Origin of the sequence: Agathobaculum massiliense, assembly GCF_900291975.1 — a bacterium.
GTDB classification, from domain to species: domain Bacteria; phylum Bacillota; class Clostridia; order Oscillospirales; family Butyricicoccaceae; genus Agathobaculum; species Agathobaculum ammoniilyticum.
This window is the reverse complement of record NZ_OMPN01000001.1, coordinates 827,629-844,788: the sequence shown is the minus strand read 5'-3', so window position 1 is coordinate 844,788 and position 17,160 is coordinate 827,629. Positions and strand designations below refer to the sequence as shown.

The window sequence follows — 17,160 nt, the reverse complement described above, 5'->3', positions numbered from 1 at the left end:
TGTTATTATGGCAAACTTGAAGGGCAGCAAGACGGAAGCAAACCTCCAGACCGCTTTTGCGGGCGAGTCCATGGCGCGCAATAAATACACCTATTTTGCATCCAAGGCACGGAAGGACGGCTACGTCCAGATTGCGAAGATTTTTGAGGAAACCGCGAATAACGAGAAGGAGCATGCGAAGATCTGGTTTAAGCTGCTCAACGGCGGCATCGACGATACCGCGGCCAACCTGAAAGCGGCGGCCGAGGGTGAGAACTACGAGTGGACCGACATGTACGCGACCTTTGCCAAGGAAGCGCGCGAGGAAGGCTTCGACGATATTGCGTTCCTGTTTGAAAAGGTCGGTGAGATCGAGAAGGAGCATGAGGCCCGTTATCTCAAGCTGCTCTCCAACGTGGAGAACAAGGTGGTATTCTCCCGCGACGGCGACTGCATCTGGCAGTGTTCGAACTGCGGACACATCGTTGTTGGCAAGCAGGCGCCTGAGGTATGTCCGGTTTGCGCACATCCGCAGGCTTACTTTGAGATCAAGGCGGACAACTATTAAGATATAAGATGCTGCGCATCCGTTCCGAAAGCGCAGGCTGAAATAAGAAACACCGCGGAATTTTGATTCCGCGGTGTTTTTTCAGTTTTCCGCGAACAACGGGGTGGAGAAATACCGCTCCGCGGTATCCGGCAGGACGGTAACGACCGTTTTGCCAGTACCGAGCTTTTTGGCAAGCTGGATGGCGGCCGCGACGTTTGTACCGCTCGAAATGCCGCACATCAGCCCCTCGAGCCGCGCAAGGTCCTTGGCGGTGCGGAGCGCCTCCTCGTCCGTAACGATGTAGAGGTGGTCGTAGATTTTGGTGTTCAGGTTTCTGGGGATGATGCCGTCGCCAATACCCATTTGCAGGTGGGTGCCGATCGAACCGCCCGACAGGATGGCGGCGTTCTCCGGCTCGACCGCCCAGATTTCCAACTGAGGGTTCTGCGCCTTGAGCACCTCGCCGATGCCGCTGATCGTGCCGCCTGTGCCGAAGCCGGAGCAGAACCCATCGATCGGGGCGCTGACCTGTTCCAGGATCTCGGTTGCGGTATGATGCCGGTGGACCGCAGGATTAGCGGGGTTGTCAAATTGGCCAGGAACAAAGACCTTTGGGTCATTTTTTGCCATTTCGTTCGCAATTCGCTGGCATTCCGCAATACAGTCGCCGATATTGCCCGCGTCATGTACCAGAATGACTTCAGCGCCATAGTGTTGCACCAGCTTGCGGCGCTCCTCTGAAACGGAGTCCGGCATGATGATTTTGACCGCGTAGCCCTTGACCGCGCCGCACAGCGCCAGGCCGATGCCCTGGTTGCCGCTGGTCGGCTCGACGATGACCGTATCCGGCTGGAGCAGCCCGCGGCGCTCGGCATCCTCCACCATATTGAGCGCGGTCCGCGTTTTGATCGAACCGCCGACATTAAGCCCCTCGAATTTGACGAACACCTCCGCGCAGCCCGCCGGAACCATACGGTTCAGGCGAACCATGGGCGTATGGCCGACTGCCTCGAGGATGTTACTGTATACCATTGAAAAATCTTCCTCTCAAACGTGTCTACCCCACATTATAGCACAACCTTTTGCATAAGCATAGAACAGATTGACCAAATTGTGTCAATCTGTACGGCTTTTTTTAGAGTTTATGCAGGGAGGAGGTGAAATGTGATGGAGATACATTTTAAGCAGGCGAACGGCGGCAACTATCTGCCCGCGTCGCGCGGCAAGGGGGATATTCAATATCTGGTGATCCATTTTACGGCCAACGACGGGGATACCGCGCAAAACAACGCCGATTATTTCGCGCGGGAGGATATCTCGACCTCGGCCCACTATTTTGTGGACGAAAACGAGGTCTGGCAGAGCGTTGCCGACCATGATATTGCCTGGCACTGTGGCACGAAAGGGACCTATTACCATCCCTACTGCCGCAATGCCAACAGCATCGGCATTGAGATGTGCAGCCGGCTGCAGGATGGGAAGTACTACTTCCGGCAAGGCACAATCGAAAACGCGGAGGCGCTGGCGCGCATGCTGATGGAGAAATACGGCATCGGGGCCGATCATGTGGTGCGCCATTACGATGTGACGCACAAGACCTGCCCCGCGCCGTATGTAGAGAGCGCGGCGGCATGGAACGCATTCAAAACCGGATTGACAGGGGAGGTGGATGATATGACGGCAGACGAGGTAAAGCGGCTGATCGAGCAGAGCAGAACGGTTTACGGGACAATGGACGCGGTGCCTGACTGGGGGCGCGCGACGGTGGAAAAGCTGGTGCGCAACGGCTGGCTCAAGGGCGAGGGGGACGGCAAGGGCCTGAACCTGTCCGAGGACCTGCTGCGCACGCTGGTTATAAATGACCGAGCGGGCATTTATGGGGAATGAAGTAGAAAAAACGGCGGAAATGCAGGATTTCCGCCGTTTTTTTTCAGGTTGGGGTGTGCATAGTCTGTTGCCGCACCGCCTGCTGATGCACGCTCCACCAGCACAGCCCGCAGAGGAACGCGGCGCGCATTGCCTCGCCGACATAGTCGTTGGCGAGCGTTTCCAGCTCGAAAGCGTCCGGCTGCTGGTCGAGCAGTTTGTAGAACGCGCTGGACTCGGCTTCGATTTCATTTTGGAGGCGTTTGTAAAGCGGAGATTCCAGCCAAAGTTCATACTGCCCATGTAGATAATTGTACATTTGTTATTCACCTCACCTTGTATTGTACTAAAAATAGTACAATATGGCAATGGCAAATATGTACTAAAAAATGAACATATATTGTGCAATTTTATGTGTGGTGCTATAATGATAAAAAAGGTGGTGAGTGTTTGCCAATTTGTTATAATAAGCTGTTCGCTACGATCAAGCAGCGGGGAAAAACAGAATATTACCTCCGAAAAAATGGTATTAGTCCGTCTATCTTGAGCAAATTGAAGAATGGGACAGGCGGTATCGATGCGCGAACAATAGAAAAGCTCTGTAAGTTGCTGGATTGTCAACCAGGAGATTTGATGGAATATAAAGAAAGCCCTCAGTCATCCGACTGAGGGCTTTTTGTCAGCGGCTTCCGGTGCCGCGGGCTTATGTAATCAGTCCAGATAGGTGATTTTTTCAATCCCCTTGATGCCCAGCCCCGGCTCGTCGGAAACCGTGATGTCCTTTTCGTGGAACACCGCGCCGCCAAGGATGGGGTCCTCGGTGCAAAGCACCGGACCGTCCAGGTCGATTTTGGTGATCACCTGCCTGGCACAGGCCAGATGGATGGCCGCGTTGACGCTGACCTTGGCCTCCAGCATACAGCCGAGCATGCACTCCATGCCGTATACCTCGGCCGCGGACGCGATCTTGAGCGCGTTGTACAGGCCGCCGGCTTTCATCAGTTTGATGTTGACCAGGTCGGCCGCGCGCATCTGCATGATGGTCAGCGCGTCGGCCGGCCCCTGCACGCTTTCGTCCGCCATGACCGGAATGGAAACGTTGTCGGTCACATACTTCAGGCCGGTCAGGTCGTGCTGCGCGACCGGCTGTTCGACAAATTCAATATCCAGACCGGCGTCCTCCATCTGGCCGAGGATGCGCACGGCCTCCTTGGGCTTCCAGCCCTGGTTGGCGTCGATGCGGAGCTTGACACCTTGGCCGACCTCGGCGCGGATGGCCTGCAAGCGGCGCAGGTCGAGCGGCGCGTCCTTGCCGACCTTGCACTTGAGGCAGTCGTACCCGCGGTCAACGGCGTTGCGCGCGTCGCGCGCCATTTCCTCCGGATCGTTGACGCTGATGGTGATATCGGTCACGATTTGGCTGCGGCTGCCGCCGAGCATCTTGTATACTGGTATGTGGTAAAGCTGGCCGTACAGGTCCCAGAGCGCCATATCGACCGCGGCCTTGGCGCTTGTGTTTTTCAGGATGCAGCCCTGCAGGGCGAGCATCAGGTTTTCAAAATCGTCCACCTCGCGGCCGAGCAGGGTGGGGGCGATATGGTCGCGGACCGCGCCGATGATCGCGCCCGCGGTATCGCCCGTGACCGCGCCGGTCGGGGGCGCCTCACCGTAACCGACCGCACCGGTGTCCGTGTGTATCTCAACGATCACGTCCTCGACGGAGGAGACCGAGCGCACCGCAGTCTTGAACGGCACGCGCAGCGGGACGGAAATGCGCCCCAGGCGGATATTGGTAATCTTCATACTGGTTCAGCTCCTTTTGACATAGTCGTGTGTGGGCGGGTCAGCGGGCTAGCTCGTACATTGCCGCCGCGATGATCTCCGCGTTCTGGATGAGGCGCTCGACCTCCATATATTCATCCGGCTTGTGCTCGCGTATCTCGTCGCCGGGGAAGATCGGGCCGAACGCGACCAGATTGGGGATGGATTTGGCGTAGGTGCCGCCGCCGATGGATTTCAGGACCGCCTTTTCACCGGTCTGCTCCTCGTACACCTGGGACAGCTTGCGGATCAGCTCGCTTTCCGGCGGCATATAGATCGCGGCCTTGTGCTTCATTTTTGTCTCGTGGAAGCCGCCGAGCGCGAAGGCGCGCTCCATGCGGGGATGCGCGCCGTCATAGGTTTTGGTGACCGGATAACGCACGGAAAGCGTGAGCGACAGCGTTTCCTCCGCAAAGGCCGCCACGCCGAGGTTGACTGTCAAGTCGCCCGAAAGGTCGTCGCGCATGGCAAGGCCGAGGGATTCGCCGTGCGTTTCCATGCCGATACGTCCGGCCAGGAACGCCATGCAGTCGGCCAGCTCGCCCTCGAGTGGGAGCTGGGTAAGCGCTAGCGCAAGGCGGCCGATGGCGTTCTCGCCCTGCTCGGGCGTGGAGCCGTGTACGGATACGCCCTGCGCCTCTACGCGGATGCCGCCCTCGATCGGCGTCACCGTGACCTTGCTGGCCTGGATGCGCGCTGCCGCGTCGGCCGGACAGGCCAGCTCGGCCATCGCATAGGCAGGGGAGACGTTGGCGGCTGTGCCGCCCTCGAACCGGAGCAGGCGGCAGGGGCCGGTCTGCTCCAGCCTGCGGGAGTAGACGCAGTTCATGATTCCCTTTTCCCCGTTGATGATCGGGTACTCGCCGTCCGGTGTGAAGCCCATGACCGGCGTTTCGCCGCCATGTGCCAGATACCACGCCATATCGTCGCAGCCGGTCTCCTCGTTCGTGCCGAACAGAATGCGGATGCGGCGGGAGGGGATGAAGCCCGCGTCCTTGAGCGCTGCCAGTGCGTACAGCGCGGCCACGGTCGGCCCCTTGTCGTCCATCGTGCCGCGGCCGTAGATGCGCCCGTCTTTGACCTCGCCGGAGAACGGCGCGGCGGCGTTCCATCCGTCGCCGGCAGGCACAACGTCCAAATGGCCGAGCACGGCGATCATTTCCTCGCCCTTGCCGTATTCGCACCAGCCGACGCGGTCGTCCATATTCACGGTGGGGAAGCCCAGGCGCTCGCACAGCGCGAGCGTTTCGTGCAGGCAGCGCGCGACCTCTCGGCCGTAGGGTGCGCCCGCCTCGGGCGTTCCCTCGACGCTGGGGATGCGGATGAGGGCGGCCAGGCTTTGCAGCAGCTCGTCCGCATGCGCGCGGATATAGGGCTTAAAGTCCATATTTATATTCCTCCTTTGGTTATTAACGGCTTATTAACGGTTCTATATCATATTGTACAGGATAAAACGGGAATTTGCAAACCCATCTGTGCAGTTTGCTTGTAATTATCTTGCAAAAAGCCGCGGGATACGGTATACTATTACTGTCATCTGTCAAGGCGTGCGGAGCCGGCGCAGGTGGGAAAAGAGAATGAAAAAGAAATGAGGGAGGAAACCTATGATAACAAACGGTTTTACTTACTTTGCGGTGCTGGCATTTCTGGCTGCAGTGCTGGTGGGTGCGGAAAAGCTGACCAAATGGAAGTTTTTCAAGTTTATCCCGCCGGTCGTGCTGCTGTATTTGCTGACGATGCTGCTGTGTACCGCAGGGGCGTGGGATATGGAGGCGACCTCGGCGGCATATGGCGCGCTGAAAAATAATATCCTGTACGCCATGCTGGTGCTGATGCTGCTGCGCTGCGATATCCGCAAGATACTCAAGCTCGGCCCCCGCATGCTGGGCGGCTTTTTCGCGGCGAGTATCTCGATTTCGATCGGCTTTATTCTAACCTACGCGATCATGCATGGACAGCTCGGTTCGGAAGCGTGGAAGCCCTTGGGCGCGCTGTGCGGCAGCTGGATGGGCGGATCGGGCAACCTTGTCGCCGTATCTGAGGCCCTGCATATCGGAGAAGCGGATCTTGCGTATGCACTGGTGATCGACTCGATCGATTATTCCATCTGGGTCATGTTCCTGCTTTGGGCGATCTCGTTCGCACCGCAGTTCAACAAATGGACCAAAGCCTCCACCGCAACGTTGGACGAGGTTTGCGCCCGCCTGGAAGCGGAAGAAAAAGAGGCGGATAAGCATATTACCTTTGCCGGCCTGCTGTTCCTGATCGGCGGCGCGCTGCTGGTTTCCGCAATTGGGCAGAACATTGGCGCAGCAATCAACGGCGTCGCACCTTGGCTGGATAAGGCGACCTGGACGGTGCTGGTGGTCACGGTGGTTGCGCTGGTTGCGGCGGTTACACCGATCGGCAAGATCGCGGGTGCGGCCGAGTTGTCCAATGTACTGCTGTACATGGTCATCGCGCTGCTGGCGTCCCGCGCAAGCCTGCTGGAGCTGACGGAAGCGCCGGTATGGATCATTTCCGGCTTTATGATTCTCGGAATACATGGGATTATTCTGGTTGCCTTGGCAAAAATCTTCAAGCTGGATATGTTCACCTGCGGCGTTGCTTCGCTGGCCAATATCGGCGGCACGGCCTCCGCGCCCATCCTGGCCGGCTCGTATTCCGGCGCGCTGGTGCCGGTCGGCGTTCTGATGGCGCTGATGGGCTATGTCATCGGAACGGGCGGCGGTATTCTGACCGCGAATATCATGAAATTTTTTGCATAACGATCTCTTTTCCAAATGGAAAGCGGCTGTCCGAACCGGACAGCCGCTTTTTATTTTCGGTGTAGGACAAAATGGTTTTTACGGAAGGAGAGCAGCCCGTCCCGCTGCATTTTGCTCAGCTCGTTCGACAGGGCGCTGCGGTCCGCGCCGAGATAATCGGCAAGCTGCTGGCGGTCGAACGGGATATCGAACGTATCGCAGCCGTTCTGCACGGCCTGCGCGGACAGATAGGACAACAGCCTGCCGCGCAGGGATTTCGGCGTTGTGTGGAAGATTTTGCGCGTCAGGGTCAGGTTTTTCCGCGCTGTCACATCGAGCAGGTTGCGGAGCAGGACGTCGCGCCCGCTGTCCTCCCGACCGGCGGGCGCGAGCAGGTGATCCATGGGCAGGAACAAAACTTCGGACGGTTCGGCGGCGACCGCGCTGACCATCATAGGCGTGCCGGGGACGCAGGCGTAGGTTTCCGCAAACACGGCGCCCGGACCGATATGGTCCAGAATTGTTTTGTTGCCCCAGGCGTCGTCGCGCTCAATAGTCACGCCGCCGGACAGCAGGACGCAGAGCGCGTGGGCCGTATCCCCGACCCGATAGACCGGATGACCTTTTTCGTAGGAGCGGCGGTAGCTGTGCAGCTGTTCCAGCAGCGGCGGAAGCTTTGCTTCCGGCAGACCCTGGAACAGGCGGCAGTGCATTAATACGGATGCTTCCATATTTCCTCCTGTTTTGTTGTTACAACAACATACGGTGTGCTACCAGTATAGTAAGATAGGAGCATAAAGTCAAGTATGCGCCGGTTTGTCCGGACGCGGAACAGGTTACCTATCAGGAGGAAACGGATATGATACGGAAAATTATTGAAATCAATGAAAAAAAATGTAACGGCTGCGGCTTGTGCGCCAATGCCTGCCACGAGGGGGCGATCGGCATGGTAAACGGAAAGGCGAAGCTGCTGCGGGACGATTATTGCGACGGCCTGGGCAACTGCCTACCAGTCTGTCCGACAGGAGCGATCACATTTGTCGAGCGAGAGGCCGCTGCCTATGACGAAGCGGCGGTGCAGGAGAACCTGCGCGCGAAAGCTGAGGCGCAACAGCCGCTTGCCTGCGGCTGCCCGGGTAGCCATGCGCGCGCAATCGACCGTCCCGCCGCACCGCAGGCAGACGGCGCGGTTCCGAAGATTTCCCAGCTCCGCCAGTGGCCGGTGCAGATCAAGCTGGCGCCCGTCAACGCGCCGTATTTCCAGGATGCGCACCTGCTGGTAGCGGCGGACTGCACCGCCTACGCATATGCAAATTTCCATCAGGACTTTATCCGGAACAAAATCACGCTGATTGGCTGCCCCAAACTGGACGAGGGCGATTACAGTGAAAAGCTGACCGAGATCATCCGGCAGAACGATATCAAAAGTGTTACGGTGGTGCGCATGGAGGTGCCGTGCTGTGGCGGTATCGAGCATGCGGTGCGCACAGCCCTGCAAAACAGCGGCAAGTTTATGCCGTGGCAGGTGGCCGTGGTATCGACCACGGGCGAGATACTGGACCGGTAAGGCGTTTGCAAATTCACTCCGCTGTGGTACAATAGCTCATGAGAACGGGGCGTTGGATCGCGGAGGGATAAGAGTATGAATACATTGGACGTGGTGCATGATTTTCTGCGGCGGCAGGTGAAGCCGGGCGCGGTCTGTATCGATGCCACGGCGGGCAAGGGGCGCGACACCGCGCTCCTTTGCCGTCTTGCGGGAAAAAACGGGCAGGTGATCGCGTTTGATATCCAGGAGGCTGCGGTCGAGCAGACGCGCGCGCTGCTGGCGGAGCAAGGCTTGACCGCTGAGGTCGTGCAGGACAGTCACGCGCATATGGCGCGCTATGCGGCGCCGGGGACGGTGGACTGCATTGTGTTCAACTTTGGCCGGCTGCCGGGCGGAGATGCCAAAATATTCACCACAGCCGCTTCCTCGCTTCCGGCGATCGACGCGGGGCTGACGCTGCTGCGGCAGGGCGGCGTGATGGCGCTTGCGCTGTATTATGGGAAAGAAAACGGATATGAGGAGAAAAATGCGATTTTATCGCACTTAAAGTCGATAAATGACCGATTGTTCACTGTTCTGGCATGCGATTGGCTCAACCGACGGAACGACCCGCCGCTGCCGATTTTCATATGGAAAGAGTGAGCGGTCTGTGTTACAATAAAGGAAAAGGAGGGATATGATATGCCTTGGTGTCCCAAATGTAAAGCGGAATACAGAGAGGGGTTTACGGAGTGCAGTACCTGCCGGGTGCCGCTGGTGGATACGCTGCCCGAGGAAAATGAGGAAAATAAGAAGCCGGAGGAATTCGTCCTGCCGGACGGCATGGAGAAACCAATCGCGGTTTACACCGCCAAAAACCGGTTGGAAGCGGAAATGGTCTGCGACATGCTGCGCGAAAATGATATTGTTGTACTCCACCGGCCGGCGGCGTTCCGTCAGATACAGGCTTACAGCGGCGCGGACGCGCGCTTCGGGGTAGAGATTGTAGTCGATGCGAGCCAGACCGCCCGCGCGCGTGCGTTGATCGACGAAATGAACCACAGCTTTGCGGAGGCACCGGTTGATGAGGAAGAGCTGGCCCGTCTGGCCGAGGAGCAGGCGATGCAGGTGCCGGAGCAGCCTATGGAGGATAACGCTTCGTTCAAGCTGCTGCCCGTGGTGGCAGGCGTGATCGCGGTGGCGCTGCTGCTGCTGTATTTGGTTTCCAACCGTATGTAAAGGGGAGAGTGCCTATGCCGTGGTGTCCGAAGTGTAAAGCGGAGTTCCGCGAGGGCTTCAGCGTGTGCAATACCTGTCATGTGCCGCTGATCGACCATATACCGGATGGGACGGAAACGATCGCGGAGCCTGCTCAGCCCGACGAGGCCTGGTTGCGCGAGGATGGGAAACGGACAAAGCTGCTTCGGCTGCTGCGGACGCTGATTATCCTGTTTCTGGCGCTGGCGGTCGTACTGCTGCTCGCGGATAAGGGGATATAAAAAGGGAGTGCGTATCACGCACTCCCTTTTTATATGCTGTTGTTACCGAATATCGTCGAACAGGCCGGTGAAGTCCAGTGTTGCGAAATAATCCCTTGGCGTTTCCGCACGGCGGATCAGCTCAACCGAGCCATCCTCGCGCAACAGCAGCTCGGCGGAGCGCAGCTTGCCGTTGTAGTTATAGCCCATCGAGAAGCCGTGGGCGCCCGTATCGTGGATATACACATAATCGCCGATATCGATACGGGGCAGGTTGCGGTCGATGGCGAACTTGTCATTGTTCTCGCACAGGCCGCCGGTCACATCATAGGTGCGGTCGTGCAGCGCGTCCTCCTTGCCAAGGATGGTGATGTGATGGTAGGCGCCGTACATCGCCGGACGCATCAGATTGGCCGCGCAGGCGTCAAGACCGGCATATTCCTTGTAGGTGTGCTTGTGGTGGATGCAGCGGGCGACCAGCGCGCCGTAAGGTCCGAGAATAAAGCGGCCCATCTCGGTATAGATCGCGATGTCGTCCATACCCGCCGGTGCGAGCACCTCTTCATAAGCGCGGCGCACGCCCTCGCCGATGGCCATGATATCGTTCGGCTCCTGCCACGGCTTGTAGGGGATACCCACGCCGCCGGACAGGTTGATGAACGCGATATGCACGCCGGTTTCCTTGCGGACCTCGACCGCCAGCTTGAACAGGATGCGGGCCAGCGCGGGATAGTATTCGTTTGCCACCGTGTTGGAGGCCAGGAACGCATGGATGCCGAAATGCTTGACGCCCTTGGCCTTCATATACTTGAACGCCTCGATCAGCTGTTCGCGGGTCATTCCGTACTTGGCCTCCTGCGGCGTATCCATGATCTCGTTTTCAAGTACAAAATCGCCGCCCGGATTGAAGCGGCAGGACATGGTTTCCTTCCACTGGCCGACCTTATCGTAATAGTCCAAGTGGGTGATATCGTCAAAGTTGATGATCGCGTCCAAGTCGCTGGCGAGCTTGAAATCCTCGTCCGGCGTCACATTGGAGGAAAACATGATATCGTGGCCGGTGATGCCGCAGGCGCGGCTCAGCTGCAGCTCGGTATAGCTGGAGCAGTCGCAGCCGAAGCCTTCTTCATGAAGGAGCTGGACCAGACGGGGGTTCGGGGTCGCCTTAACGGCAAAATATTCCTTGAAGCCAGGGTTCCATGCGAACGCGGCCTTGACCTTGCGGGCATTCTCGCGGATGGCCTTTTCATCGTAGATGTGGAACGGGGTGGGATGGGTCCTTACGATCTCCTGCACCTGCTCAAGGGTCAAAAAGGGTTTCTTTTCCATTGGTTTTCGCCTTTCCTTTGTTTCTGGGGTTATTCGTCGGTCTGTTTGCCGAGGATGCGCTCGAAGCGGCGGCGCATATCGTCCTCGATGCGCTGGGTTTCGATCTGGTCGACGCCGATGATGCGGCCGTCCTGCACGATAACGACCATGCCTTCTGCGAGCATGGCAGGCGTTTCTGCGCGGGGGAAATTGACCATTTTGTCGTTGATTTCCACGACAACGAAATCGCCTTCAAAGCGGTCGACGATACCGGTCTGTTTCATGCAGCATTCTCCTTGCTTGATGGTAGTGGGTCGAGCGGGAGGACGACCGTGCCGCTTTCCGCTGTGATGCGGACGTCGCCAACACCCGCGAGGGACAGGTTTTCCAGCGTTTGCGGGCTGGGATGGCCGTAATCGTTGTTCACGCCGCACGAAATCACCGCGGTCGAGGGCCGCACCGCGCACAGGAATTCCTCGGAGGAGGAAGTGTTTGCACCGTGATGCCCAACCTTGAGGATCTCGCACGACAAAAGTGGATAATGGTTCAACAGGGAGCGTTCCGCCGCGGCCTCGGCGTCTCCCATCAGGAGAACGCTGCGGCCACCCGCCTGGAACAGCGTGACCAGGGAGCGGTTGTTCAGGTCGCTGTCCGATACATCGTCGTCCGGCCCGAGGAACGTGAGCGACGCACCGGAATCAAACGGCAGGACGTCGCCCTGTTGCGGGACGGTCGGACGGAGGCCGCGCGCCTCCAGCGCGTCGAGCATGCTGCCGTAGGTGGCGGTGTTGGCAGTCTCCCGTCCCATAAAGAAATGTCCGATTGGGAATGCCTCGATCACCCGCGCCATGCCGCCGATATGGTCGGCGTGCGGATGGGTGGCGACCACGGCGTACAGCTCCTGCACGCCAAGCTCCTCTAAATAGCGGACGATGGTATCGCCGCTTTCCGCTGTGCCAGCGTCCACCAGCACGGCCTGGCCACCCGACAGGAGCAGGATGGAATCTCCCTGGCCAACGTCGATAAAATGGACTTCGGTCTCGCCGGTGAGTTCCTGCGGGCCGGATAAAAAACCGGGCAGGTAAAGCCAGGCGTCAAGCGCCAGCACAAGTGCCGCGCCAATAAACAGAATGCGCCGGAGGATTCGCTTCATTATTCTTCACAGGTGCGGTAGGAATCGAATTTGTCCGTGATCTCTTTGGACGGGGCGGGCGTCGCCAGGCTGACGATGATGATGGCGAGCAGGCCGCAGACAAAGCCGGGTACGATCTCGTACAGTTCGAAAATGCCACCGGACATCTGCGCCCAGAACAGGTCGACCAGGCCGCCGACGATGATACCCGCATACGCGCCGTATTTGTTGGCGCGCCGCCAGAACAGGGAGCAGAGCACGAGCGGGCCGAACGCCGAGCCAAAGCCGGCCCACGCGTATTCGACCAGACCGAGTACCGTGCTGTTCTGGTTGGTCGCGATCAGCACGGCAATCAATGCGACTACCATAACGCAGCCGCGGGAGACCCACATCAGCTCCTTGGCAGAGGCGTTGGGGCGTATTTTGTTGTGGTAAAAGTCCTCGGTGATGGCAGACGCGGTAACAAGGAGCTGGCTATCCGCGGTGGACATGATCGCCGCAAGAATGGCGGACAGGAAGATGCCCGCGATGAACACGGGGAAGATGCGGGTGACCATGTTGATGTAGATGGTCTCCTCATTGCCCGCGGTGACGAGCAGGCCGTCGCCCAGGAACATGCGGCCGGAAACGCCGATCAGTACGGCGGCGGTCAGCGAGATCAGAACCCAGACGGTCGCGATGCGGCGGGACTTTTTGATCGCTTTCGGGGACTCGATACCCATGAAGCGGATCAGAATATGCGGCTGGCCGAAGTAGCCCAGCCCCCACGCGATCAACGAAATGATGCCGATGGCCGTGTAAGGCGTATTGGTCGCGCCATCCACGAACAGGTTCAGGAAATTCGGGTTAAACGAATCGACCTGCGCAAAAAAGTCGGCCGGCCCGCCCAGCGAGCCGATGGCAATCGAGGGTACCGCGATGACGCAGAAGAACATCAGCAGGCCTTGGAAAAAGTCGGTCCAGCACACGGCGAAAAAGCCGCCGGCAAAGGTGTACGAAATAACGACGACCGCGCCGATCAGCAGTGACACCAGATAGGGCATACCGAATACAGATGAAAAAAGCTTGGCGCAGGAGACAAAGCCTGAAGCGGTATAAAACAGGAAAAACACCAGGATGAATATTGCGGCGATCACCGAGATCATGCCGCTTTCATCCTTAAAACGGTTCTTGAAGAACTGCGGCAGCGTGATCGCGTCGTCCGCCACCTTGGTGTACTGGCGCAGCGGCTTGGCGACAAGCAGCCAGTTGAGATAGGTGCCGATAGCAAGGCCGATGGCGATCCAGCCGGCCGAAATGCCGGACAGATAGGCCGCCCCTGGCAGGCCCATCAGCAGCCAGCCCGACATGTCGGAGGCCTGCGCGCTCATCGAGGTGACCCAGGAGCCAAGCTTTCGGCCACCGAGGAAATATTCGCTGGTCGTGCGGTTTTTCCCCATAAAGTACATGCCGATGCAGATCATAAAGATCAGATACACGCCAAACGCGACGAGTGTGATGATGCTGTCAATATTCATGTATAATTACCCTCCCAAAATTCATGTTTTATTATACATGGATTCGCTTTTTTTTGCAAGAATGAGGGTGGGAAATTGCGGTTTTCACAAAAAATAGACAATATAGATAAAAGTGGGCCGCAAAAACAGGGGAAGGATTGTTATGAATGACGGATAGGCCGGTTCACAGCTTCATGGCCCGCGCGAGCTTGCTTTCTGGCTCCGGCGTCAGGGAGAGGTAATCGGCAAGGTCGGCGGCAAGCGCATGGAAAACCTCCTCGCTGCCCGCGATCCATTCCAGCTCGATCTCGCACAGGGGGGCGGAGCGCCCGTTATGGTGCAGCATGCCCTCGTCCAGCGCAAGCTCGCAGACCGTGTCCTCCTGCTGGAGCAGGATGGCGCAGCGCCGGAAGTCGACCGTGCAGATCGTTTCCAGGCGCGCGGCGAGTGCCTGCTCGCACAGCGCGCGCGGCGCGCCTTTGTCGGGCAGCGCGGAGAGTCCCTCCGCGACCGTCTGCGCGTCGCACTCGTATTCCTCATGCGCGCGCATGCCGGCGGGAGTGCTGGTGTTGCGCCGCTTCATGCAGCATACGCTGCGGTCGTTTTCGCGGCGCAGACGGAGTGCAGCGTCGTTGCGGCGCAGCAGACCGTCCGCCGTATCGAAATACTGCGATTTCATATGGATGGTGCGGCTTTGGCTGCCGATACGGGAGGAGGCCCAGAGCAGCGCCTGTCCCAATACCCATTCGTCCGCCCGCCATTTGTATTCCTTTTCCATTACCGTATCTGTCCGTTTCCATAAATGATAAATTTGGTGGTGGTCAGCGCGGTCAGCCCCATGGGGCCGCGCGCGTGCAGCTTTTGCGTGGAAATGCCGATCTCTGCACCGAAGCCGAACTCAAACCCATCGGTAAAACGGGTGGAGGCGTTGACATAGACCGCCGCCGCGTCGACCTCATCCAGAAAACGCTGGGAAGCCTCGTAGTCGCGGGTGACGATGCACTCCGAGTGACCGGTGTTGTAGCGGTTGATATGTGCGATCGCCTCGTCGAGCGAATCAACGACCTTGCAGGAGATCTCATATCCCAGATATTCGCGCCCGTAGTCCTCCTCTGTGGCGGGGAAGACGGCGTCGCCCAGAAGCTCCCTGGTGCGGGGGCAGCCATGGATGGAGACGCCGCTCGGCGCGAGGCCGGCCGCCGCCATGGGCAGGAACCGCGCCGCCGCGTCCTTGTGGACGAGCAGGCTTTCGGCCGCATTGCATACGCTCGGGCGCTGGCATTTGGCGTTGACCAGGATGCGCTGCGCCATCTCCAGGTCGGCGGACGCATCCACATACACGTGGCAGTTGCCGGTTCCGGTCTCAATGACTGGAACGGTCGCGTTCCGGACGACCGACTGGATCAGGCCCGCCCCGCCGCGCGGGATAAGCACGTCGAGCCAGCCGTTCAGCTTCATCATCTGCGTGGCGCTGTCGCGCGAGGTGTCCTCGACCAGGTTGATGGCGCCCTCCGGCAGGCCCTCGCCGGCAAGCGCCGCACGCATGAGACGGGTCAGGCACATGGAGGAGTGGAATGCTTCCTTGCCGCCGCGTAGGATGCACGCCGAGCCGGCCTTGAAGCACAGCGCGGCCGCGTCCACCGTGACATTGGGGCGCGCCTCGTAAATAATGCCGATCACGCCCATAGGTACGCGCTTCTGCCCGATGTTTAGGCCGTTCGGCGTTTTGCGCATCCACAGCACCTCGCCGATGGGGTCGGGCAGGGCTGCGACCTGGCGGCAGCCCTCCGCGATGCCGGCGATGCGTTTTTCGTCCAGCATCAGGCGGTCGATCAGCCCTTCCACGAGGCCGTTTGCGCGGCCGTTTTCGATATCGATGCGGTTGGCGTCGATGATTTCGCGGGTATTCGCAAGCAGCGCGTCCGCTATGGCGAGCAGGCCGCGGTTTTTATCGTTTGTGCCGAGTCTGGCGACCGCGTATTTGGCGCGGCGCGCGTCCGCGGCAATGTCCATCAGTTGTCGCATGGGTTACACCTCGTTTTATCGTTTTATTTCTTTTTGAAAGGGGCGGCCGCCATAACAAGCATCACGATCAAGTATAGGCCGTACAGGATGTAGGTAACGGCGTTGCTCCAAGGGAAAGAGGCTTCGGGATGGTGCAGCGCATAGATGAAAAACGCGGCGGCAGCTATCAGCATAACCAGCGCGATGAGGCGTGATTTTTTCTTTGTCATAACGGGCTTCCTCCCTCGTTATATCCGCTGGGGGTGCTCAGGGGAAAGAGGGGGGCGCCGGCGGCCCCGCGTCAGCACGGCCAGCCGTGCAGATAGGCCTGCAGGCCGAAAAACGAACCGACCGCGATGCCGATCAGAGAAGCGATCAGATACCGGATGCGTGTCTTGGTCATAGTCCTGCAACCTCCCGTGCGAAAAGCGTGCCGACCGGCTTACCGTCGACGATATCGTATAATATACCCTGCTTATCCCCGTTGGCGACCAGCATGGGGATGCCCGCGTCCATGCACAGTTCGGCGGCGGTGATCTTGGTGGCCATGCCGCCCGTGCCGTGCGCCGAGCCGGCGCCGCCCGCCATGCGGCGTATTTTCGCGTCGATCCTGGAAACGTGACGGATCAGCTTGGCCTGCGGGTTTTTGCGCGGGTCGGAATCATACAGCCCGTCGATATCCGAAAAAATAACGAGCAGGTCGGCCTCGCACATGCGCGCGACGACCGCGGAAAGCGTGTCGTTGTCGCCAAAGTTTTCAATATGCTTCAGCTCGGCTGTGGCGACCGTGTCGTTCTCGTTGACGATCGGCACCACGCCGGTGCGCATGAGGGCGGTAAAGGTGTTGTGGATGTTTTCACGCTGGTCGTCGTCCACAATGTTTTCGCGCGTGAGCAGGATCTGAGCCACGTTGATGCCGTATTCCAGGAACATTTTGTCGTAAATGTGCATCAGCTCGCACTGGCCGACCGCAGCGGCGGCCTGCTTCATGGCCAGCTCGGTGGGGCGCTCGCTCAAGCCGAGCTTGGCGGCGCCGACGCCGACCGCGCCGGACGACACAAGCACCATTTCAAACCCCTGGTTCTGCAGGTCGCTGATGGTGCGGACGAGCCGCTCGATGCGGCGGATGTTGAGCTTACCGTTTTCATATGTCAGCGTCGAGGTGCCGACCTTGACGACGATGCGCCGGACCTCGTTGATATTAAGCATAAAAGACCTCCGGTTTCCGGCAGGGCGGACAGGGCCGCGCCG

The 17,160-nt window shown here is 58.9% G+C and carries 21 protein-coding genes; 8 read left to right on the top strand and 13 right to left on the bottom strand.

Annotated elements, in window-relative coordinates:
* Positions 1-7 precede the first annotated feature (7 nt).
* Entirely contained in the window at positions 8-547 is a 540-nt protein-coding gene (gene rbr / locus DBQ51_RS04360) for a rubrerythrin (protein ID WP_107630883.1), read from the top strand.
* A gap of 81 nt (positions 548-628) precedes the next feature.
* Here the strand turns inward: rbr and cysK are convergent, their stop codons facing one another.
* Positions 629-1,561, bottom strand: a complete 933-nt coding sequence (cysK, locus tag DBQ51_RS04355; RefSeq protein ID WP_107630882.1) for a cysteine synthase A — start codon at positions 1,559-1,561, stop codon at positions 629-631.
* A gap of 135 nt (positions 1,562-1,696) precedes the next feature.
* Between cysK and DBQ51_RS04350 the strand changes: the two genes are divergently transcribed.
* Complete coding sequence (locus DBQ51_RS04350; RefSeq protein ID WP_107630881.1) at positions 1,697-2,416, top strand: peptidoglycan recognition protein family protein; 720 nt, start codon at positions 1,697-1,699, stop codon at positions 2,414-2,416.
* A gap of 43 nt (positions 2,417-2,459) precedes the next feature.
* Here the strand turns inward: DBQ51_RS04350 and DBQ51_RS04345 are convergent, their stop codons facing one another.
* A complete protein-coding gene (locus DBQ51_RS04345) occupies positions 2,460-2,714 on the bottom strand; it encodes a hypothetical protein (RefSeq protein ID WP_107630880.1) in 255 nt (84 codons plus the stop codon).
* An 83-nt stretch (positions 2,715-2,797) separates the two neighbouring features.
* Between DBQ51_RS04345 and DBQ51_RS04340 the strand changes: the two genes are divergently transcribed.
* Complete coding sequence (locus DBQ51_RS04340) at positions 2,798-3,064, top strand: helix-turn-helix domain-containing protein (protein WP_307718887.1); 267 nt, start codon at positions 2,798-2,800, stop codon at positions 3,062-3,064.
* A gap of 42 nt (positions 3,065-3,106) precedes the next feature.
* On the opposite strand, the gene DBQ51_RS04335 is transcribed toward DBQ51_RS04340, so the two are convergent.
* Together DBQ51_RS04335 and pepV are read right to left on the bottom strand one after the other, a co-directional pair.
* Complete coding sequence (locus DBQ51_RS04335; protein WP_107630879.1) at positions 3,107-4,198, bottom strand: dipeptide epimerase; 1,092 nt, start codon at positions 4,196-4,198, stop codon at positions 3,107-3,109.
* 40 nt (positions 4,199-4,238) lie between these two features.
* Positions 4,239-5,603, bottom strand: a complete 1,365-nt coding sequence (pepV, locus tag DBQ51_RS04330) for a dipeptidase PepV (protein ID WP_107630878.1) — start codon at positions 5,601-5,603, stop codon at positions 4,239-4,241.
* Between the two features lie 217 nt (positions 5,604-5,820).
* On the opposite strand from pepV, the gene DBQ51_RS04325 reads away from it, so the two are divergent.
* On the top strand, positions 5,821-6,984 hold the full coding sequence (locus DBQ51_RS04325) for a DUF819 family protein (protein ID WP_054326822.1): 1,164 nt from the start codon (positions 5,821-5,823) through the stop codon (positions 6,982-6,984).
* 50 nt (positions 6,985-7,034) lie between these two features.
* On the opposite strand, the gene DBQ51_RS04320 is transcribed toward DBQ51_RS04325, so the two are convergent.
* Complete coding sequence (locus tag DBQ51_RS04320; RefSeq protein WP_107630877.1) at positions 7,035-7,694, bottom strand: Crp/Fnr family transcriptional regulator; 660 nt, start codon at positions 7,692-7,694, stop codon at positions 7,035-7,037.
* Between the two features lie 128 nt (positions 7,695-7,822).
* Here DBQ51_RS04320 and DBQ51_RS04315 point away from each other — a divergent pair, with 128 nt between their 5' ends.
* From DBQ51_RS04315 to DBQ51_RS04300, 4 genes are all read left to right on the top strand, one after another.
* Positions 7,823-8,530, top strand: a complete 708-nt coding sequence (locus DBQ51_RS04315) for a 4Fe-4S binding protein (protein ID WP_107630876.1) — start codon at positions 7,823-7,825, stop codon at positions 8,528-8,530.
* 75 nt (positions 8,531-8,605) lie between these two features.
* The gene (locus tag DBQ51_RS04310; RefSeq protein ID WP_107630875.1) at positions 8,606-9,154 is read left to right on the top strand and encodes a class I SAM-dependent methyltransferase; all 549 of its coding nucleotides are present in this window, start codon (positions 8,606-8,608) and stop codon (positions 9,152-9,154) included.
* Positions 9,155-9,193: 39 nt separating this feature from the next.
* Complete coding sequence (locus DBQ51_RS04305) at positions 9,194-9,730, top strand: putative signal transducing protein (protein ID WP_054326826.1); 537 nt, start codon at positions 9,194-9,196, stop codon at positions 9,728-9,730.
* Positions 9,731-9,744: 14 nt separating this feature from the next.
* Positions 9,745-9,990, top strand: coding sequence for a hypothetical protein (locus DBQ51_RS04300; protein ID WP_054326827.1), 246 nt, complete (start codon positions 9,745-9,747; stop codon positions 9,988-9,990).
* A gap of 42 nt (positions 9,991-10,032) precedes the next feature.
* Here the strand turns inward: DBQ51_RS04300 and DBQ51_RS04295 are convergent, their stop codons facing one another.
* The 8 genes from DBQ51_RS04295 to proB form a co-directional block, all read right to left on the bottom strand.
* Positions 10,033-11,298 (bottom strand): diaminopimelate decarboxylase, encoded by a 1,266-nt coding sequence (locus DBQ51_RS04295; protein ID WP_107630874.1) that lies wholly within the window; start codon positions 11,296-11,298, stop codon positions 10,033-10,035.
* A 29-nt stretch (positions 11,299-11,327) separates the two neighbouring features.
* The gene (locus tag DBQ51_RS04290) at positions 11,328-11,561 is read right to left on the bottom strand and encodes a DUF3006 domain-containing protein (RefSeq protein WP_054326829.1); all 234 of its coding nucleotides are present in this window, start codon (positions 11,559-11,561) and stop codon (positions 11,328-11,330) included.
* On the bottom strand, positions 11,558-12,430 hold the full coding sequence (locus DBQ51_RS04285; RefSeq protein WP_107630873.1) for a ComEC/Rec2 family competence protein: 873 nt from the start codon (positions 12,428-12,430) through the stop codon (positions 11,558-11,560). The genes DBQ51_RS04290 and DBQ51_RS04285 overlap by 4 nt, the downstream gene beginning before the upstream one ends.
* Positions 12,430-13,926, bottom strand: coding sequence for a sodium/proline symporter PutP (gene putP, locus DBQ51_RS04280; RefSeq protein WP_107630872.1), 1,497 nt, complete (start codon positions 13,924-13,926; stop codon positions 12,430-12,432). Before putP ends, DBQ51_RS04285 begins: the two co-directional genes overlap by 1 nt.
* A 163-nt stretch (positions 13,927-14,089) precedes the next feature.
* Complete coding sequence (locus DBQ51_RS04275) at positions 14,090-14,683, bottom strand: CYTH domain-containing protein (protein WP_054326831.1); 594 nt, start codon at positions 14,681-14,683, stop codon at positions 14,090-14,092.
* A complete protein-coding gene (locus tag DBQ51_RS04270; RefSeq protein WP_054326832.1) occupies positions 14,683-15,930 on the bottom strand; it encodes a glutamate-5-semialdehyde dehydrogenase in 1,248 nt (415 codons plus the stop codon). Before DBQ51_RS04270 ends, DBQ51_RS04275 begins: the two co-directional genes overlap by 1 nt.
* Positions 15,931-15,953: 23 nt before the next feature.
* Positions 15,954-16,139 carry a hypothetical protein gene (locus DBQ51_RS04265; RefSeq protein ID WP_054326833.1) on the bottom strand — a complete coding sequence of 62 codons (186 nt, stop codon included), beginning with the start codon at positions 16,137-16,139 and terminating at the stop codon, positions 15,954-15,956.
* A gap of 169 nt (positions 16,140-16,308) precedes the next feature.
* The gene (gene proB, locus DBQ51_RS04260; protein ID WP_054326834.1) at positions 16,309-17,118 is read right to left on the bottom strand and encodes a glutamate 5-kinase; all 810 of its coding nucleotides are present in this window, start codon (positions 17,116-17,118) and stop codon (positions 16,309-16,311) included.
* Between the last annotated feature and the right edge of the window lie 42 nt (positions 17,119-17,160).

Excerpts from the sequence above, each read along its gene's own strand:
- DBQ51_RS04320 (WP_107630877.1), bottom strand. The coding sequence starts at position 7,694 with ATGGAAGCATCCGTATTAATGCACTGCCGCCTGTTCCAGGGTCTGCCG.
- DBQ51_RS04285 (WP_107630873.1), bottom strand. The coding sequence starts at position 12,430 with ATGAAGCGAATCCTCCGGCGCATTCTGTTTATTGGCGCGGCACTTGTG.
- proB (WP_054326834.1), bottom strand. The coding sequence starts at position 17,118 with ATGCTTAATATCAACGAGGTCCGGCGCATCGTCGTCAAGGTCGGCACC.
- rbr (WP_107630883.1), top strand. The coding sequence starts at position 8 with ATGGCAAACTTGAAGGGCAGCAAGACGGAAGCAAACCTCCAGACCGCT.
- DBQ51_RS04305 (WP_054326826.1), top strand. The coding sequence starts at position 9,194 with ATGCCTTGGTGTCCCAAATGTAAAGCGGAATACAGAGAGGGGTTTACG.
- DBQ51_RS04335 (WP_107630879.1), bottom strand. The coding sequence starts at position 4,198 with ATGAAGATTACCAATATCCGCCTGGGGCGCATTTCCGTCCCGCTGCGC.
- DBQ51_RS04290 (WP_054326829.1), bottom strand. The coding sequence starts at position 11,561 with ATGAAACAGACCGGTATCGTCGACCGCTTTGAAGGCGATTTCGTTGTC.
- DBQ51_RS04275 (WP_054326831.1), bottom strand. The coding sequence starts at position 14,683 with ATGGAAAAGGAATACAAATGGCGGGCGGACGAATGGGTATTGGGACAG.
- putP (WP_107630872.1), bottom strand. The coding sequence starts at position 13,926 with ATGAATATTGACAGCATCATCACACTCGTCGCGTTTGGCGTGTATCTG.
- DBQ51_RS04350 (WP_107630881.1), top strand. The coding sequence starts at position 1,697 with ATGGAGATACATTTTAAGCAGGCGAACGGCGGCAACTATCTGCCCGCG.
- DBQ51_RS04295 (WP_107630874.1), bottom strand. The coding sequence starts at position 11,298 with ATGGAAAAGAAACCCTTTTTGACCCTTGAGCAGGTGCAGGAGATCGTA.
- DBQ51_RS04265 (WP_054326833.1), bottom strand. The coding sequence starts at position 16,139 with ATGACAAAGAAAAAATCACGCCTCATCGCGCTGGTTATGCTGATAGCT.
- DBQ51_RS04345 (WP_107630880.1), bottom strand. The coding sequence starts at position 2,714 with ATGTACAATTATCTACATGGGCAGTATGAACTTTGGCTGGAATCTCCG.
- DBQ51_RS04315 (WP_107630876.1), top strand. The coding sequence starts at position 7,823 with ATGATACGGAAAATTATTGAAATCAATGAAAAAAAATGTAACGGCTGC.
- DBQ51_RS04325 (WP_054326822.1), top strand. The coding sequence starts at position 5,821 with ATGATAACAAACGGTTTTACTTACTTTGCGGTGCTGGCATTTCTGGCT.
- cysK (WP_107630882.1), bottom strand. The coding sequence starts at position 1,561 with ATGGTATACAGTAACATCCTCGAGGCAGTCGGCCATACGCCCATGGTT.
- pepV (WP_107630878.1), bottom strand. The coding sequence starts at position 5,603 with ATGGACTTTAAGCCCTATATCCGCGCGCATGCGGACGAGCTGCTGCAA.
- DBQ51_RS04310 (WP_107630875.1), top strand. The coding sequence starts at position 8,606 with ATGAATACATTGGACGTGGTGCATGATTTTCTGCGGCGGCAGGTGAAG.
- DBQ51_RS04270 (WP_054326832.1), bottom strand. The coding sequence starts at position 15,930 with ATGCGACAACTGATGGACATTGCCGCGGACGCGCGCCGCGCCAAATAC.
- DBQ51_RS04300 (WP_054326827.1), top strand. The coding sequence starts at position 9,745 with ATGCCGTGGTGTCCGAAGTGTAAAGCGGAGTTCCGCGAGGGCTTCAGC.